The organism is Desulfosoma profundi, from assembly GCF_055387865.1.
Genome location: NZ_AP042420.1, coordinates 2,652,340 through 2,668,055, shown reverse-complemented (window position 1 = coordinate 2,668,055; position 15,716 = coordinate 2,652,340). Strand labels below are relative to the sequence as shown.

The 15,716-nt window shown below is 57.3% G+C and carries 16 protein-coding genes and 1 riboswitch; of the genes, 6 read left to right on the top strand and 10 right to left on the bottom strand.

What is annotated here, in order from left to right; genetic code table 11:
- Window positions 1-100: 100 nt before the first annotated feature.
- The 3 genes from grpE (at window position 101) to ACZ5K9_RS11530 (ending at window position 4,820) form a co-directional block, all read left to right on the top strand.
- Window positions 101-709 (top strand): nucleotide exchange factor GrpE, encoded by a 609-nt coding sequence (gene grpE, locus ACZ5K9_RS11540; protein ID WP_464271483.1) that lies wholly within the window; start codon window positions 101-103, stop codon window positions 707-709.
- Window positions 710-807: 98 nt separating this feature from the next.
- Window positions 808-2,724, top strand: coding sequence for a molecular chaperone DnaK (gene dnaK, locus ACZ5K9_RS11535; protein WP_464271482.1), 1,917 nt, complete (start codon window positions 808-810; stop codon window positions 2,722-2,724).
- Window positions 2,725-2,900: 176 nt separating this feature from the next.
- On the top strand, window positions 2,901-4,820 hold the full coding sequence (locus ACZ5K9_RS11530; RefSeq protein WP_464271481.1) for a penicillin-binding protein activator: 1,920 nt from the start codon (window positions 2,901-2,903) through the stop codon (window positions 4,818-4,820).
- A gap of 36 nt (window positions 4,821-4,856) precedes the next feature.
- Here ACZ5K9_RS11530 and cobT read toward each other — a convergent pair whose 3' ends face one another.
- Together cobT and ACZ5K9_RS11520 are read right to left on the bottom strand one after the other, a co-directional pair.
- Window positions 4,857-5,921 (bottom strand): nicotinate-nucleotide--dimethylbenzimidazole phosphoribosyltransferase, encoded by a 1,065-nt coding sequence (gene cobT / locus ACZ5K9_RS11525; RefSeq protein WP_464271480.1) that lies wholly within the window; start codon window positions 5,919-5,921, stop codon window positions 4,857-4,859.
- A gap of 116 nt (window positions 5,922-6,037) precedes the next feature.
- Window positions 6,038-6,204, bottom strand: a riboswitch (cobalamin riboswitch).
- A gap of 35 nt (window positions 6,205-6,239) precedes the next feature.
- Window positions 6,240-6,515 carry a DUF3303 domain-containing protein gene (locus tag ACZ5K9_RS11520; RefSeq protein ID WP_464271479.1) on the bottom strand — a complete coding sequence of 92 codons (276 nt, stop codon included), beginning with the start codon at window positions 6,513-6,515 and terminating at the stop codon, window positions 6,240-6,242.
- Between the two features lie 187 nt (window positions 6,516-6,702).
- Here ACZ5K9_RS11520 and ACZ5K9_RS11515 point away from each other — a divergent pair, with 187 nt between their 5' ends.
- On the top strand, window positions 6,703-7,155 hold the full coding sequence (locus ACZ5K9_RS11515) for a cytochrome c3 family protein (protein WP_464271478.1): 453 nt from the start codon (window positions 6,703-6,705) through the stop codon (window positions 7,153-7,155).
- Window positions 7,156-7,540: 385 nt separating this feature from the next.
- Here the strand turns inward: ACZ5K9_RS11515 and ACZ5K9_RS11510 are convergent, their stop codons facing one another.
- The 6 genes from ACZ5K9_RS11510 to ACZ5K9_RS11485 all read right to left on the bottom strand — a co-directional run bounded on the left by ACZ5K9_RS11510 (window position 7,541) and on the right by ACZ5K9_RS11485 (window position 12,611).
- Entirely contained in the window at window positions 7,541-7,726 is a 186-nt protein-coding gene (locus ACZ5K9_RS11510) for a ferredoxin (protein WP_448383542.1), read from the bottom strand.
- A 255-nt stretch (window positions 7,727-7,981) separates the two neighbouring features.
- Window positions 7,982-8,299, bottom strand: coding sequence for a TusE/DsrC/DsvC family sulfur relay protein (locus ACZ5K9_RS11505; protein WP_464271477.1), 318 nt, complete (start codon window positions 8,297-8,299; stop codon window positions 7,982-7,984).
- Between the two features lie 41 nt (window positions 8,300-8,340).
- A complete protein-coding gene (locus ACZ5K9_RS11500; RefSeq protein WP_464271476.1) occupies window positions 8,341-9,798 on the bottom strand; it encodes a cobyrinate a,c-diamide synthase in 1,458 nt (485 codons plus the stop codon).
- Window positions 9,799-9,855: 57 nt separating this feature from the next.
- Entirely contained in the window at window positions 9,856-10,956 is a 1,101-nt protein-coding gene (gene dsrB, locus ACZ5K9_RS11495) for a dissimilatory-type sulfite reductase subunit beta (protein WP_464271475.1), read from the bottom strand.
- 11 nt (window positions 10,957-10,967) lie between these two features.
- Window positions 10,968-12,242, bottom strand: a complete 1,275-nt coding sequence (gene dsrA / locus ACZ5K9_RS11490; protein ID WP_464271474.1) for a dissimilatory-type sulfite reductase subunit alpha — start codon at window positions 12,240-12,242, stop codon at window positions 10,968-10,970.
- Between the two features lie 132 nt (window positions 12,243-12,374).
- Complete coding sequence (locus tag ACZ5K9_RS11485; protein WP_445891342.1) at window positions 12,375-12,611, bottom strand: dissimilatory sulfite reductase D family protein; 237 nt, start codon at window positions 12,609-12,611, stop codon at window positions 12,375-12,377.
- 322 nt (window positions 12,612-12,933) lie between these two features.
- Here ACZ5K9_RS11485 and ACZ5K9_RS11480 point away from each other — a divergent pair, with 322 nt between their 5' ends.
- Together ACZ5K9_RS11480 and ACZ5K9_RS11475 are read left to right on the top strand one after the other, a co-directional pair.
- Window positions 12,934-13,551 carry a tetratricopeptide repeat protein gene (locus ACZ5K9_RS11480; RefSeq protein WP_464271473.1) on the top strand — a complete coding sequence of 206 codons (618 nt, stop codon included), beginning with the start codon at window positions 12,934-12,936 and terminating at the stop codon, window positions 13,549-13,551.
- Window positions 13,552-13,680: 129 nt separating this feature from the next.
- Window positions 13,681-14,184: an FKBP-type peptidyl-prolyl cis-trans isomerase gene (locus tag ACZ5K9_RS11475; protein WP_464271472.1), complete on the top strand. Its 504-nt coding sequence runs from the start codon at window positions 13,681-13,683 to the stop codon at window positions 14,182-14,184.
- 85 nt (window positions 14,185-14,269) lie between these two features.
- On the opposite strand, the gene ACZ5K9_RS11470 is transcribed toward ACZ5K9_RS11475, so the two are convergent.
- Window positions 14,270-14,605: a hypothetical protein gene (locus tag ACZ5K9_RS11470; RefSeq protein ID WP_464271471.1), complete on the bottom strand. Its 336-nt coding sequence runs from the start codon at window positions 14,603-14,605 to the stop codon at window positions 14,270-14,272.
- Between the two features lie 11 nt (window positions 14,606-14,616).
- A complete protein-coding gene (gene ahbB, locus ACZ5K9_RS11465) occupies window positions 14,617-15,612 on the bottom strand; it encodes a siroheme decarboxylase subunit beta (RefSeq protein ID WP_464271470.1) in 996 nt (331 codons plus the stop codon).
- Between the last annotated feature and the right edge of the window lie 104 nt (window positions 15,613-15,716).

Sequence of the window (15,716 nt, the reverse complement as noted above, 5' to 3'; positions counted from 1 at the left end):
AAGTTAGGCACCACCATTGCCAGGGTGGTGACAGGCTCCGTGTGGATGATTACAGCTAAACCGATTCTTGGCAGCGGGAGCCTATGGAGGTCGAAGATTTATGAGCGAGGAACTGAAAGTGGGTGCCAACGAGGAACCCATGGCCGCGTCAGATGATGCTTCAGAGGCTGTCTCTGAATCCGGGCTGAGCCCCAATGATGCGGCGGAAAATCTCAAAGCGATGTTGGAAGAAAAAGATGCGGAAATTCAATCCCTGAGAGACAAAATTCTTCGGCAGGCGGCGGACATCGAAAACACCCGAAAGCGCTTGGAGCGGGATCGCGCCGAGGCCATCGCCTACGCCAACGAAAGTTTGATTCGAGAACTTCTGTCCGTTGTGGACAATTTGGAGCGGGCCCTCCAGCACGCGGAACAGGACACGGATAAACTGTCCTTGCTGGAAGGGGTCAAGATGACCCACAAGCATTTCCTGGACACGCTGGCGCGTTTCGGATGCAGGCCGTTTGAATCCCGGGGCAAAGATTTCGACCCGTGTTTCCACGAAGCGATCCTGCAGCAGGAATCCGAGGAATTTCCGCCCAATACGGTGATCCAAGAGTTTCAGAAAGGCTACACATTGCACGAACGGCTTCTCAGGCCGGCCTTGGTCGCCGTGAGTAAAGGGACGCGGACGGCGTCGTGTTCCCAGGAATCGGAAGGGCCCGCCTGAATCGTCTGGGAGTCTCAACGGGCATAAAATCATGAATCACCACATTCACCAAGAAGTGGTCTGTTTTACATCGATGGTCCTTTAGGGAGGCATAAGCAATGGCGAAAGTGATCGGCATCGATTTGGGCACAACCAACTCTGTTGTGGCCGTCATGGAGGGCAAAGAACCCAAAGTCTTGACCAACTCGGAAGGGGGACGCACCACACCTTCCATGGTTGCTTTCACAGACAGTGGAGAACGACTGGTCGGCCAAGTAGCCAAGAGGCAGGCCATCACCAACCCGGAAAACACGGTATTTGCCGTGAAGCGGCTTATCGGTCGCAAATACAAATCCAAAGAAGTGCAGCGAGATCTGGAGATTCTCCCTTACAAGATCGTGGAAGCGGCCAACGGGGACGCTCACATCCTCATTCGCGGACGACAGTATAGTCCCACAGAAATCTCGGCGTTCATCCTCATGAAGATGAAACAGACCGCGGAGGACTACCTCGGGGAAAAAGTGACGGACGCGGTCATCACCGTACCCGCCTATTTCAACGACAGCCAAAGGCAGGCCACCAAAGACGCCGGAAAGATCGCCGGGTTGAATGTGCTTCGGATCATCAACGAACCCACGGCAGCAGCCCTGGCTTATGGGCTGGACAAGAAAAAAGACGAAAAGATCGCCGTGTTCGATTTGGGCGGTGGGACATACGATATTTCTATTCTGGAAATCGGGGATGGGGTTTTTGAAGTAAAGGCCACCAATGGGGACACTCACCTGGGCGGCGAAGATTTCGATCAGCGTATTATTGATTGGCTGGCGGACGAGTTCAGAAAAGACCAGGGCATTGACCTCCGTAACGACAAAATGGCCTTGCAGCGACTCAAAGAAGCCGCCGAGAAGGCCAAAATCGAACTGTCGTCCACCACGGAAACAGACATCAATCTCCCGTTCATCACGGCCGACGCCACGGGACCCAAGCACCTGAACATGAAGCTGACCCGGGCGAAGCTGGAAGCCCTCACCGAGGACCTCATCGAGAAGCTCGTGCCACCCATGCGTCAAGCTTTGCAAGACGCTGGACTTACGGCCGCCGACATCAACGAGGTGATCCTCGTCGGCGGCATGACCCGAATGCCGCGCGTTCAACAAAAGGTCCGGGAGTTCTTCGGAAAGGAGCCTCACAAGGGTGTGAATCCCGACGAAGTGGTGGCCGTAGGTGCCGCCATCCAGGGTGCCGTGCTTTCCGGTGAAGTCAAAGACGTGCTTTTGTTGGACGTGACCCCGCTGTCGCTGGGCATCGAAACCCTTGGCGGCGTCATGACCAAACTCATCGAAAGGAACACCACCATCCCCACCCGGAAGAGCCAAATCTTTTCCACCGCCACCGACAACCAAACGGCGGTGTCCATCCACGTATTGCAGGGAGAGCGGCCCATGGCGGCCGATAACAAAACCCTGGGGCGTTTCGACTTGGTCGGGATCCCGCCGGCACCCCGTGGCGTGCCCCAAATCGAGGTGACCTTTGACATCGACGCCAACGGGATCGTCCACGTTTCGGCGAAGGATTTGGCTACGGGGAAAGAGCAGTCCATCCAGATCACCGCTTCAAGCGGCCTGTCCCAAGAAGAAATCGAGAAGCTGGTCAAAGAAGCCGAGGCCCATGCGGAAGAGGACAAACGCCGTCGAGAACTGGTGGACACCCGCAATCAAGCCGACGCGCTGATCTACAGCACGGAAAAAACGTTGAAGGAGCTCGGAGACAAGGTGGACGCCGCCACCCGCAGCCGGATCGACACGCACATCGAAAAACTGCGCAAAGCCATGGAAGGCGACGACAAGCGAGCCATCGAAAAGGAAATGGAAGAGCTGACGCAAGCCTCTCACAAGCTTGCTGAGGAGATGTACAAGAGAACCGCGGAACAACAGGCTCAAGCGGGCTCTCAAGGGGCTTCAGCAGGCAAGGGTGCAAGCGGCAAGGCTGACGACGATGTGGTGGATGCGGACTTTGAAGAGGTAAAAGACAAATAGATCCAGTCCGCAAGCTGGAAAACCTTGCGGCTTCCTCCACATTTTGATAGGCAGAGGCGACGCACAAGGGGCACGTGGATTCCACGTGCCCCTTGTGCCGTAGAAGATCCTTCGACCGGTGGCCGCCACCGGCGAATCGTGACGAGCGCTTTCCATCACTTCGGCAAAGGGACCGCATGATCTCCAAAAACGTTTTGCGCCTCTTCTCCTGCGTGATTCTGTGCGCGGCTCTTCCACTGGGCTGCGCTCCACGGCAACAAGTGCGTGTGCTCATCCCCGAGGCCGTCTTCCACCAACCGCCTCCACCGGAAGCCCAAGCTCTATGGAAGCAAGCTATCGCTTTTCGAGACGCCGGTCGGCTGGAGGACGCACTAGCCACATTCCAGAGAATCGCGACTTTCTTCCCTTCCAACGCCATCGCCCCAGCCGCCATCACCGCGCAAGGCGATCTCTGGCTCTTGGCCCAAAATCCCCGCGCGGCCCGCCGGGCTTATGAAGCGGCGCTCAAAGAGTACCCCCAATGGCGTGACGCTGTGACCGCCCGGATCGGCCTGATCCAGGCACGGTGGTACGACGGCGAAAACCGCAAGAGGCTCATTGAAGAAGCCCAAGCCCTATGGGAAGCCACCGCTTCCCAGCCCGCGTCGAGGCAAAAACTCATCCGCCTCCTGATCGGCCTCAATCGGGACGCGGGAAACCCCGACGGCGCCCTCTTCTGGCTTGATAAGGGCTACGCAGCCCAGCCGACCGGAGAAGATCTGAAACTTCTGGACCAGGAGGCTTCTGCTCTCGTCTTGACCTTAGACGCTCCCACGATCGATCGAGCACTCAACGCCTATGGCGCCGAACGCTTGGTTCCCTTTTTGCTCTATCGCCGCACCCAATTGGCGCCACCCACAGGTCGTCGAGACGCCTTGATGCGGCTGATGTCCCAGTACCCGCAACACCCTGTAACCCGAAGTATTGAGGAAGAGCTTCGCGGTGTCATGGGGCCGCTTCCCCCGGCGGATCCTCATCGCATCGGATGTATGGTGCCTTTGAGCGGCCCGCACAGCGCCCATGGCCGGCGGGTGGTCAAGGGGTTGGCTCTCGCCCTCAAACATTGGGAAAAAATGTTCCGCGGGTCGCCGGCCCGGTTGATTCTCGCGGACACGCAAGCCAACCCCGATGTGGCAGTCAATGCATTGAACCAGTTGGTCAAGGAAGAAAAGGTCTTCGCTGTTCTCGGACCGCTGAGCCACAAAAGCGCCGAAGCCATCATGCCCTTGGCCAATGAGTACGGAATCCCTGTAATCAGTTTCACAGAGAAGCGCCGAGTCAGCTCGCCTGCCCCTTTCCTTCTTCACGCCTTTGTGGACCACCAGGACATGATCGGGGCTTTGCTGGCTTACTGTCGTCATGTCCGCGGATTCCAAAACTTCGGCGTGCTTTATCCCGAGGAACCGTACGGGCGGGCCTTGAAAGACCTCTTTGTCCAAAAGGTTCCGGAACTCGGTGGCAAGGTGCTGGTGGAATCATCCTACCCGCCGGGAACGACGGATTTTAAAGGCCCTCTCCAAGCACTAGCTCAGTACGCTCCCAAAGACTACGGCGGCGGAGCGGAAGCCACCCTCGACGCCGTCTTTATCCCGGACGCCGCCCAAACCATTGCTTTGATCGCTCCACAACTGCCTTATTACGGCGTTGTCGGCGTGACGCTTCTGGGCACAAACCTTTGGGAGGAAAAATCCTTGGTGTCCGCGGGCGGTGTCTATTTGGAGGGAGCCCTGTTTCCGTCGGCCTTCCAAAGAGATGCTTCAGGAACGCCGGATCCGGTCCAGGAAGCATTCGTGAAGGATTACCGCGAGACCTACGCGGAAGATCCCGACTTCTTAGCCGCCCAGGCCTACAGCGCCACTCTGCTCGTCTTGCAGGCCCGGGAACAGGTCCTCAAGGAAGGCCGCCCGGATCGCATGCGGCTCAGACAATGGCTCCTCCAGCTCGAGCTACCTAACGGCCCCTTGGGCCCCATGCGGTTTGCTCCCGACGGACACATGGAGCGGACCTATCCCATTCTGCAAATCACCGGGGGATCTTTGGTGCGCGTGGACCATTAGGCACCTGGCTGGAGATCCGGATCCATCGAAAAAACGTTAATGACCGGTATCCGTGACACCAGCCTCCGCGAACGTCTTGATATCCCGTAGGACCCTTGCTGAAGCTTCCACCAGACTCATGGCCAAAGCCGCTCCGGTCCCCTCGCCCAACCGCATGGACAGATCCAAGAGGGGCGCAAGGCCCAGAAGGTCAATCATGGTGGAGTGGCCGATTTCCTGGCTTCGATGGGACACAAACAGGTAATCCCGGGCTTGGGGAACAAGCCGACAGGCGATGAGGGCCCCGGCGGTCGCTATGAAACCGTCACACACCACAGGAACGCGGGCCACTGAGGCCCCGAGGACCGCTCCGGCAAGCCCGGCGATCTCATATCCCCCGACCTTGGCCAACACGTCCACGGGATCCCGTGGATCGGGTTGATTGACGTTCAAAGCCTTTTCCACAGCTCGCACCTTTCGAGCCCACGCGGCGTCGTCGATACCCGTCCCTCGGCCGGTGAGTTCGGCCACAGACTTTCCGCTGAAGGCCGCCACAATGGCCGTGGACGGCGTCGTGTTGGCGATACCCATGTCTCCTGTGCCGATGAGACGGTAGCCTTCCTCCTGGACGGCGGCCGTGACAAGGCGAGCTCCTTCCACAATCCCGCGGACAGCTTCCTCCCGCTCCATCGCCGGACCGCGTGTCATATTGCGTGTGCCTTTCGCGATCTTCCGGCGAATGACACCCCAGTCTTCAGGAAGATCCGAGGCCACGCCGAAATCCACCACCCGGACGTCAGCCCCCACATGATCCGCAAGAACATTTATGGAGGCCCATCCTCGCACAAAGCTGTAAACCATCTGAGCCGTCACTTCCTGAGGATAGGCGCTGACCCCTTCCTCGGCCACGCCGTGATCCCCGGCCATGGTGAAAATGATTTTCTTGGAAACGTCCGGTGCTAAGCTTCTCGTGATGGCACCCAGCCGAGCCGCCATTTCTTCTAAGCGCCCGAGGGACCCGCGCGGACGAATTTGAGATCGCAACCGCTCCCACGATTTCATTTCCCAATGCGAATCCACCGGGCCAATGCTTTTCATGATGCGTTGGAGTTCATCCTCCATGAGCAATCGCCTCCTGAGTCTTAGGGGTTTTGGTTCACAAAAAAAGCCTTCGAGGTCCCAAGACCTCGAAGGCTCACTTCCAGGCAGAAGCAAACGTTCGGTCTGCGCTTCGTCCGGATGGCAGGTCTTCTGACTCGCGGCTCCCTTTACTCTCCCGACCTTCCCGCTCCCCTCGGCGGAGCAGTGGTTGACTCCGGGATTTCATCCCCGCTCACAGCGCCGGCCTCGCGTGGCGGTATCGCACCGCCTTCCCTATTCTCCCCGCCGTCCCCGGGGCACCATCTCGGACCTGACCCTCCAAGTTACGGGGCTCTCGGCTTATGGCTTTTTCGAGGTACGGCGCAGCAGCTTGAGCGCCTTTTTCGTCTCCATCACCGGAACGACCTCCGCAACACCCAAATCCGTCCACTGAAACACAGCGGCCGCCAAATGCGCTTCATCTTCGGCTTCAAAAAGTCGGAAAACCCGGTGGCCTGTCACGTCGAACCATTCCCCTTTCAGGCTTGTTCCTGGAACTTCGGGGATCTGTTCCGTGCGCTGGATCACGCGGTCACGATCTTCCGGCGCATAACTGAAAATAGCCATAAAGAGCATAACGCACCTCCTTGCCCGTGCCCTGCCGCCCCTCGTTGTTTTGTGGAGTATAGCTCAAGGAGTTGACGCACTGTCAAGTGTCGATTTCGATCTTAAAAGCCTTGACGGCCGAGAAACCAGCTCACTATAATCGCGGCCGTGAAGGGAATCACAAACTCAATCGCTGACAACGAGAGGAGGTGACACAGTGAAAGGAAAGCGTAGCTTAGTGCCGCTAGTCTTTGTGGCCGTCGGTCTTTTGGTCGGGTCCCTCGTGGCCGTGGCCGCCGATGCTCCGGACGTTATCACTATGAACTCCAAGCTGTGGCCGCAGCATACGAAGGCCAATGTCCAGTTCACCCACAAGAAGCACGCCGAGGACTATAAGATCGCGTGTGCGGATTGCCACCACAAGTACGAGGGCGGCAAAAACGTTTGGAAACAGGGGGATCCCGTTCAGAAGTGCGAAGAATGCCACAACGAACCGACCATTGAGGGCGAGAAGAAGCTGCCCCCCGAACAGCAAAAACTGAATTTGAAGCTGGCCATGCATGCCAACTGCCAAGAGTGCCACAAGAAGCTGAAAGCGCAAAACCCACAGTCGAACGCTCCGACGACCTGCGTCCAGTGCCATCCCAAGAAAGAGGGAGAAAAAAGCTGAGAGCGCCGCCGGTGCCTTTCGGTGGACAACTCTTCCTCAGCGAGACGGACCGAAAACAATCCCTGATCGACTCTCACAGAGTTCGACCCCGGCTAGGGACGCGTCGCTCATGGCGCGTCCCTAGCTTTTTTATGCTGGGCCGTCGCACACGTCGCTGTCGGAGACGCCTCGCCATGCCGCCTTTGATGGTCCCCGTGCTACACCTGTGCGCTGTCGCCGCCGAGACGTTGGAACGTTTTCATCAAAATCCCCACGGCATCCCTGAGACCGTCCCCTCAGGGCATTGACTCCAGCGATCCTCTCGCGTGTATAAATCATAAAAAAAGCCCGGGGGCGAGGCCCCCGGGCTTCTTCTTACAGCCTTTTCTGCCGCGGAGTTGGTTTTTTAGACCTCTTCCACCGTGATCGCATCGCTTTCGCACACCTCAACGCAGCTCTCGCAGCCAAGGCACTCGTCTTCATTCACAGGCTCGGCCTTGCCGTCTACGAGCTCGTAGACATCCACCGGGCACACGTCCACACATTCGCCGTCGCCGGTGCATTTGTTCTTATCGACTGTCACTTTAAACATTTCTCTTCGTCCTCCTCATCTGATCTTCTGGGAATCGCCGGCAGGCCGAACGCTGTTCGTCCTTACGGCTTGTCTCATGCCGCCTAGGCCTTTACTCGCAGGGTCAAGCAAAGTCAAGCGAATACACGCCAGTTCCGGTCCGGCTGGCTCGTGATTCTTTTCTCATGTCGCCGGACCGAAAAAGCCTGCCGTCGCCATCGCATATCGCACCCCCCTGAAGGGGCACGATCTCGCCCCCCTCAGGGGTCGTTCCAGTTACACGCAGCCGGTCGGCTTCGGCAGGCCGGCCATCTTACAAGCACCCTTGCCCGGTCCGCTCGGGAATAACTCGTAGATGTATTTCAGCTTGTAGCCGGTCACCTTGGTCAGAATCCGAACCATGGGGGCGATCCCGTGCTTCCTGTAGTAGTCCTGGAGGACATGGATGATTTTCCAGTGTTCCTCCGTCAGCTCCTGGATCCCTTCCGACTCTTTGACATACTCCACCCATTCCGGGCACCAGTTGTCAAAGCTGTCGATGAACCCATCTTCGTCGAGGGTGAACACCTTACCTTTGTATTCGATCTGTGCCATAGGAACATCCTCCTTTGATTTTTAATCTTCCGTAGACAACGTCATACGGGACTGTGCCGAGCCGAAAGCGGGTCGAAGAGAACCGAGCTCATCATTTCCAATTTTCGTCCGGCTTTGTACCGTCGGGCCGCATCGACCATACCCGTGGCCCACTCCTCGCAGCCCACGGCATGGATATGCATGTAGGTTGCCAAGACATTCTTATAGCATACCCCATCCCGGCCTTCCAAGACCCCGAAACCCTTTTTCACGCGAAAAGCCCACTCCAGGGGACCTTGCACATCGACAACGCGGGAATAGTGAAACTCGTGTCCTCTGAGGTTCACACCTGCCGGGAAAAACGGCGTTCCTCGGAGCGTTTCCACCGTGGTATATCCGTGCCCTTGCGGTTTGGGGCCCATGGCCACCGCAAACGGCAGGACGCCAACCATGGGAAATACACCCTCCGCCGTGTGGATCCCTCGGCTGAGGTACATCAATCCCCCGCATTCCGCATAGACGGGAAGGCCCTCTTCCACCGCGTCCCGAATGGACTGCCGAAAGGTCTCGTTAGCCGCGAGCTGGGAAAGATGGGTTTCGGGAAATCCCCCGCCGATATAAAGGGCATCCAGTTCTGGCAACACCTGAGTCGTGGTGCTGTCGAGGAACACAAGATCAGCCCCGGCTTCTCGGAGGGCTTCTAAATTTTCCGGATAGTAGAACTGAAAAACCCGATCCTGAATGACACCGATCCGCACTGCGTCTGAAAACCCGTTCCAACGACGGCCTGCAGCGTCACCACAGGACGGCCGAGCCAAGGGTTCCGCCCTCTCCGCGATTCTGAGGAGCCCGTCCACATCCACGTGGCCGGAGATGCAATCGGCCAGCACGTCCAATGTCCCTTGCAGACAGGTGTGCTCGTGGACCGGTACAAGCCCCATATGCCGCTCGGGGAAAAGAACCCCCACATCTTTGGGAAGAACCCCCAAGACAGGAATCCCGCACACTCGTTGGATCGATTGTGTCAGAACCTGCTCATGGCGTGCCCCGGCGACGCGATTCAACACAACACCCGCCACGACCACTTCGGGGTCCAGTCGTTGGCATCCCAGGACCATGGCGGCGGCCGTACGGGTCACCTTGGTGGCGTCCAGCACCAAGATGACCGGTGCTTTCAGGAACTTGGCCAGCTCCGCCGAAGAACACGTCCCTTCAGCATCCACACCGTCATAAAGCCCTCGGTTGCCTTCAATGAGCGCCACGTCGGCCCTTTCCGACCGGTCGATGAAGGACCTCAGCAAGGGGATCGGGGGCATCAGGTAGGTGTCTAAATTGTAGCACGGCGAAGACGCCGCACAGCGCAACCATCCCGCGTCAATGTAATCCGGACCCTTCTTGAAGGGAGCGACACGCAGCCCCTTGCGTCGACGGAGAGCCGCCGCAAGGCCGGTGGCCACCAATGTCTTTCCGGCTCCACCTCGGAGCGCTGCGATCATTAGACGGGGCGTTCGGTGCAGCATCTTCGACTCACCTATGGGGAAGCCGACCCCGACAGGGTCGGCTCACCCAGTCGTTTCCTAAAACTTGAACTGCGTCGTGGTCCGCCACGTGGTCATGGCGAGACGGTAGTCGTCGATATGTTCGTGGCGGAACTCGATTCCCGTCTTCTCGAAGAACCGTTCCCACCCGATACGTTCGATCCACTCTCCGATACGCTCGTAACGGCGTCCATCGGATGCATAGGTTTCCAAAATTTTCTTGATAGCCTGGACCGTGGTCGGCCAGCGCGGCGGTTCATTGGGGATGTAGGGGACTGCGAGTTTGGAGAACTTGGGCGGCACACGGGAGTTGGACACCTTGCCTCCCACCCACAAAGCGATCCCATCACCTTCCCCATCGGCCAGAGGCAGCGCGGGGCACATCGTGTAGCAGTTGCCGCAGAACATACAGCGGTTTTCGTTGATCTCGACGCTCTTGTGGTCGCCGACCTTTTTCGGTTTGATGGCGGCCGTCGGACAGGCGGCGATGACTAAGGGGATCTCGCAGACGTTCTGCACGCGTTCATGCTCAATGATGGGCGGTTTGCGGTGCACCCCGAGGATGGCGATGTCTGAGCAATGCACAGCGCCGCACATATTGAGGCAGCAGGCCAGCGAAATCCGCACTTGAGCCGGCAGCTTGTGAGAGCCGAAATACTCGAACAGTTCGTCCATCACCGCTTTGACGATACCGGAAGCATCGATGGCGGGCGTGTGGCAGTGAATCCAACCTTGGGTGTGGACGACGTTCGTCACGCTGGCCCCCGTGCCGCCGATGGGGAACCAATTGCCGCGGCTCTTCAGCTCATCGATGAGGGGTTTGAGCTTGGACTTGTCGTCCACCATGAATTCCACGTTGTTGCGCGTCGTCCACCTGACGTAGCCACCACAATGCTTATCGGCCACATCGCAGATCTCCCGGATCAGGTCGACCGACAGGAGACGAGCTGCACCGACGCGCACCGTATAAACCTCTGCCCCGGTTTCCGAGACGTGCACCAGAACCCCAGGTTCCAAGATTTCATGATACTTCCACTTCCCATAATTGTCCTTAATGAAGGGCGGGAAGAACTTGTCGTATTTGGGAGGACCGATATCGGTAATGCGATCTTTCATGATGTCGGTGGGGTCAAATGGCATGGTATCACCTCCTATGCATGATGCCGTTCGCGGTAGCTCTTCGCATCGCGTTCCCAGCCGCCGGGAACGTCCGCCGGATCGTAGAAGATATAGGGATTGAACCGTGGTGTGTTGATCATGCGTGGGTCAGGCTGCAGCTCCACGGCTTTCAGGAATTCCCGCAGGCCGAGCCGCTGAATGAGTTCGCCCAACCGTTCACGGTTCTTGCCGTTTTCCATCCACCAATCCCACATCTTCTCCACGAACTCGTGAAATTCCTCGTACGGCGGCTCCATCTTCATAAACGGAATAACCACACTGGAAAGCTGAGCGCCCTCGAGAATCGGCGCCTTGGCGCCCACGAGAATGGTGGCCCCCACATCTGTGCCCGGCCTCAAGGCGCGCGGCATCACGTTGATGCAATGCATGCACCGGGTACAGTCCTCGTCCCAAATCTTCAGATTCTTGCCGTCCCACTCCATACACCGGGTCGGGCAGAGATCGATGACTTCTTTTTGAATGTCGAGCTTGCGTTTCTCAAAACCGTGTGATCCACCGTTGGGCACCAGTTCGCCGCCCACGTACGCTCGCACCGCTTCCTGGTCAATGCGGATTTTGTCCCGCCACGTGCCGATGATGGAGCAGTCTGCACGGGCAATGGCGGCCACGCAGTCATTGGGGCACCCGGAGGCTTTAAACTTGAACTTATAGGGGAACATGGGACGGTGGAGCTCATCCTGGTATCGGATGGTGATGTCGTAAATGATGTCTTGGGTGTCCAAGCACGACCATTCGCACCGGGCTCGTCCCACACAACCCTCAGGGGTTCGCATGTTGGAGCCCGATCCGCCGAGGTCCATCCCCAGCTCATGGGTCAGTCTGTAAAAAATAGGCTCCAATTGGTCCGTCGTGGTTCCCAAAAGGATGATGTCGCCCGTCGACCCATGCATATTGGTCAGGCCACTGCCATGCTCTTCCCAAATGTCGCACAGCTTGCGCAATACTTCGGTCGTGTAAAACTTACTGGCCGGCTGGTTCACGCGCATGGTGTGAAAATGCGCCACGTTGGGAAACAAATCCGGACGGTCGCAGTATCGCCCGATGACGCCGCCGCCGTAACCGAACACACCAACGATGCCGCCGTGCTTCCAATGGCCTTCCTTGTGCTCGTAGGACATTTCCATGAGCCCCAGAAGGTCCTCACACATGGGTTTTCTGGCCGCCACCCGCTTGATGTCGGTCACAAAGCTCGGCCATGGACCCTTTTCCAATTCATCCAGCATTGGGGTCGCATGCTTCAAAGCCATCCTTTTACCTCCTTAAGAGAATGAGAAAACCCCTGACACACTCCGTCGCCCACCAGGCCCTAAGGTTCCTCCGGCCCATTATCCGCGCCGGACTTTGACCCGACCTATTGGAGCAGACACCCCTGTAAAGGCCTATTTCATTTTCTCCTCTTCTGCCGCCACGTCGTCCACACCCGGGAGCATATAGAGGGTTGTGCTGCCGCTCGACCAATATTTGACTTTGCCTTCCTCCACAAGCTCGTTGATCACCTTTTTGGCTTCGCGCATCTTGAGTTCCGGGACGGCTTTGCAGAGATCGTTAAAATAAAGCTTTGACTTTTTTTGGCTTTTCATGTACTCAAGAATTTTTGCTTTGGCCTCTTCACTCATGACCCTCTCCTTTGTGAATGAAAATCACCCACCCCGGGGGCCCCTGTGCCCCCGACGATTCGCTGACCTGAGGACGGGCAAATGAGAAAGTGAATCTATTCACTCGCAGCCCGTCACCTCTATAAACTTGCGTTTCAAGCTTTGTCAACAGAAAACCCGGAAACGCCCACCCCTGCTCCAGCACCCCGTATCCCCTGCCTTGACAGGTCTCTGCGGCCTTGTTAGGTTCCCAGCGCTGGATGAGTTCTGAAAAAACGTGTGAGAAGAAACGAACCACATGCCTGTGTGATCTGAATGACTTAGCATCGATAAGACGAGGACGATGATGACAGAGACCGCCAACGAGTCCACAAAGGTCCACTCAGACCTTGATCAGTATATCCGCTACCTTCGAGAGCGCCTTTTTTTCGAACCCGACTCCGCCGTCTTTCATTACAACCTGGGTTTGGCCTACGCGCGCAAAGGATGGCGTGCCGAAGCCATAGCGGAGTTCCGCCAAGCCATCGCCTGTGATCCATCCATGGCCCAAGCGTATGTGAACCTGGGAGGGGTGTATTTTCAGGAAGGCGATCTCGACAAGTGCATCGAAGCCAACCTGAAGGCCGTGGAATTGGACCCCGGCCTGGCCATGGCGTACAGCAATCTAGGGTTCGCGTACCTTCAGAAAGGCAACCCGGATGAGGCCATTTCAGCATGCCGTAAGGCCGTGGAACTCATGCCCAACCTCCTTCAAGCCCACAACAACTTGGCCGTAGCCTACATCCAAAAAGGGGAATGGCCTGAGAGCATCACGGCCTCTCTGAAGGCGCTGGAAATCAAGCCCGACTTCGCCCCCGCCCATTTCAACCTCTCGGTGGCCTATGACGCCCTCGGGGAGGAGGAAAAAGCCGCCGCCCACAGGCACCAGGCCAAAGCATTCGGATATCCCGTGGATGAATGAGAAGGGAGTCCCACGCTCTTCATTCAGCGGCATGAAGAGAGCGCTGTGCTTGGATGCCTGCCAGGAAAACGGCGCCCGCGAGCAGCATGCCCAAACTATGGATTCAGCCATTTGCCAGGAGAACCTACCGTGACTTTGGACCATGAGACGTCGAGGGAAGTCCTCAAGGATCGCTTCGTTGTTTTGGAATATACGGTGACGTTGGATGACGGCTCTGTTGTCCTTGGAGGGTCTGAGCCGGCGGCCATGAATTTTGCTGTGGGATACGGCCAAATTCTCCCGGCTCTGGAAGCCAGACTGCTAGGACACAAAGAAGGCGAGATCCTTCAGTTTGTCATTCCCGCGGAGGAAGCCTTCGGGCCTTATGACATGCGCCACGTGAAGCGCCGTTCTTTCGAAGACTTCCCTCAGGGCCGGACACTCCAGCCCGGCAAATGGGTCGTCGCCTCCAACGACCGCACCGGCGCCCAGTACTCGTATTTTGTCCAATCCAAAGACGCCGAGGGGGTGGTCTTGGATTTCAATCATCCTCTGGCCGGAAAAGACCTTCACTATCACCTCAAGATCGTCAAAGTGCGGGATCTCACTGCCCAGGAGTTGACGGAATTGCGCCCGTGCAGGACCGCTTCGTAAGCACGAACATGCGATAGCCTCTCGGAAATCCTCGGCCTTGTGCCGAGAGGTAGTGAAAAAACAAAGCCTGCCACGAAAGATTCCATTAGTCTTGGGCTTTCTGGGTGCGCTCGAACCAACAGCAAAACGCCTTGAGGGCCATAGCCCGAGGATCCTGCCGGAGCAGGCTTCGACATAAATCCACCAGTTCTTTGTGATGACTGCGCAACCGCTCGTCGTTCCCTTGCGTCTGATAAAATTCCGCAAGGATCATCCCGGCTCTCACGGCCGTGGCGCTGACAATCTGCTCCCGCGGATCTTTGGGTTCCTGAAAAGGATCCCAATTTTCGTAGCCCATCTTGAGGATCCGCTGCTGACCGCGTTTGCCCATCTGGTCAAAAATGGCTCTTTTGCGGCGTTCGTACTCCTGACGGTCCTCCATATCGGTCTCTCCTATTCCGGTTCGTCCCAAAAGAGCTTGAGTCTGATTTTTTTGAATTCCTTCATGCTGAAAAGAATATTGTAGCTCGGAAGGCCCACGGCAGCGGCAAGCTTTTCGGCGATTCTTCGGCACTCCTGTTCGCTCTTTCCATGAATCATGGCATAGAGGTTGTAAGGCCACTGCGGGTAGGACGGCCTTTGATAACAATGGCTCACTTCGGGAAACGCAGCGAGAACCGCACCGGCGGCATCGATCCGGGTCGGGTCGCATCGCCACACCACCATGCCGTTGGCACCGAACCCGACCTCCCGGTGATTGAGGACTGCCGCAAAGCGGCGGATCCAGCTCGATGCGAGCCATCGCTCGACGGTTTCCAACAGATCCTCTCCACGCATCCCCAAAGCCCTGGCCAATGTATGAAAGGGACGAGGGGTCATGGGAAGATCTTCCTGCAGACATCGAACCAATTTGACGTTTCGGTCGCAAACCTGAAACCGATCCGCAGGCTCCACAGGGGCTTCCGGGAACCGGATCGTCACGGGATCGCTCTCGGAATCCTCCAGAACATCCAAAACCACCGCCAATTTGTATTTCTTCACCGCGGGAAGGATCAGGGTCGGCCAGCCTCCCGCATTGTAAGCCAAGCGTCCCACCACGTGATCCACACTTTTCCCAGGGGGGACGGCAATGGTAAACCACAGGTTGAAGGACGCCGGACGCAGATAGTTGTGGCTCACGCCCGGATATGCGCCCACAACTTGGGCTGCCTGTTCCACGTGGGCTTCAGGCACGGCCATGGCCACAAGGCTGCTTTGGTAACCCAAGGCTCCTGTGTTGAAGATGGCGCTGATTTGTCGCACCAGCCGCTTGGCCTTAAGGTTTTCAATACGCTTGAGAACCTCCAACTCTCCAACGCCCAGCCTTTCCCCCAACACCGCGTAGGGACATTCTTCGATGGGAAAAGACTTTTGGATCTGGTCCAAAAGCCGCCGGTCTATGGTATCCAAAATTAGTACTCCTCCACATGGGACATTTGGGTACAAAACTCATTTTGGGTTCCATGCGTTCTCATGATAAACATTTTAGTCGGTTGACGCCAAAACCTTTCATC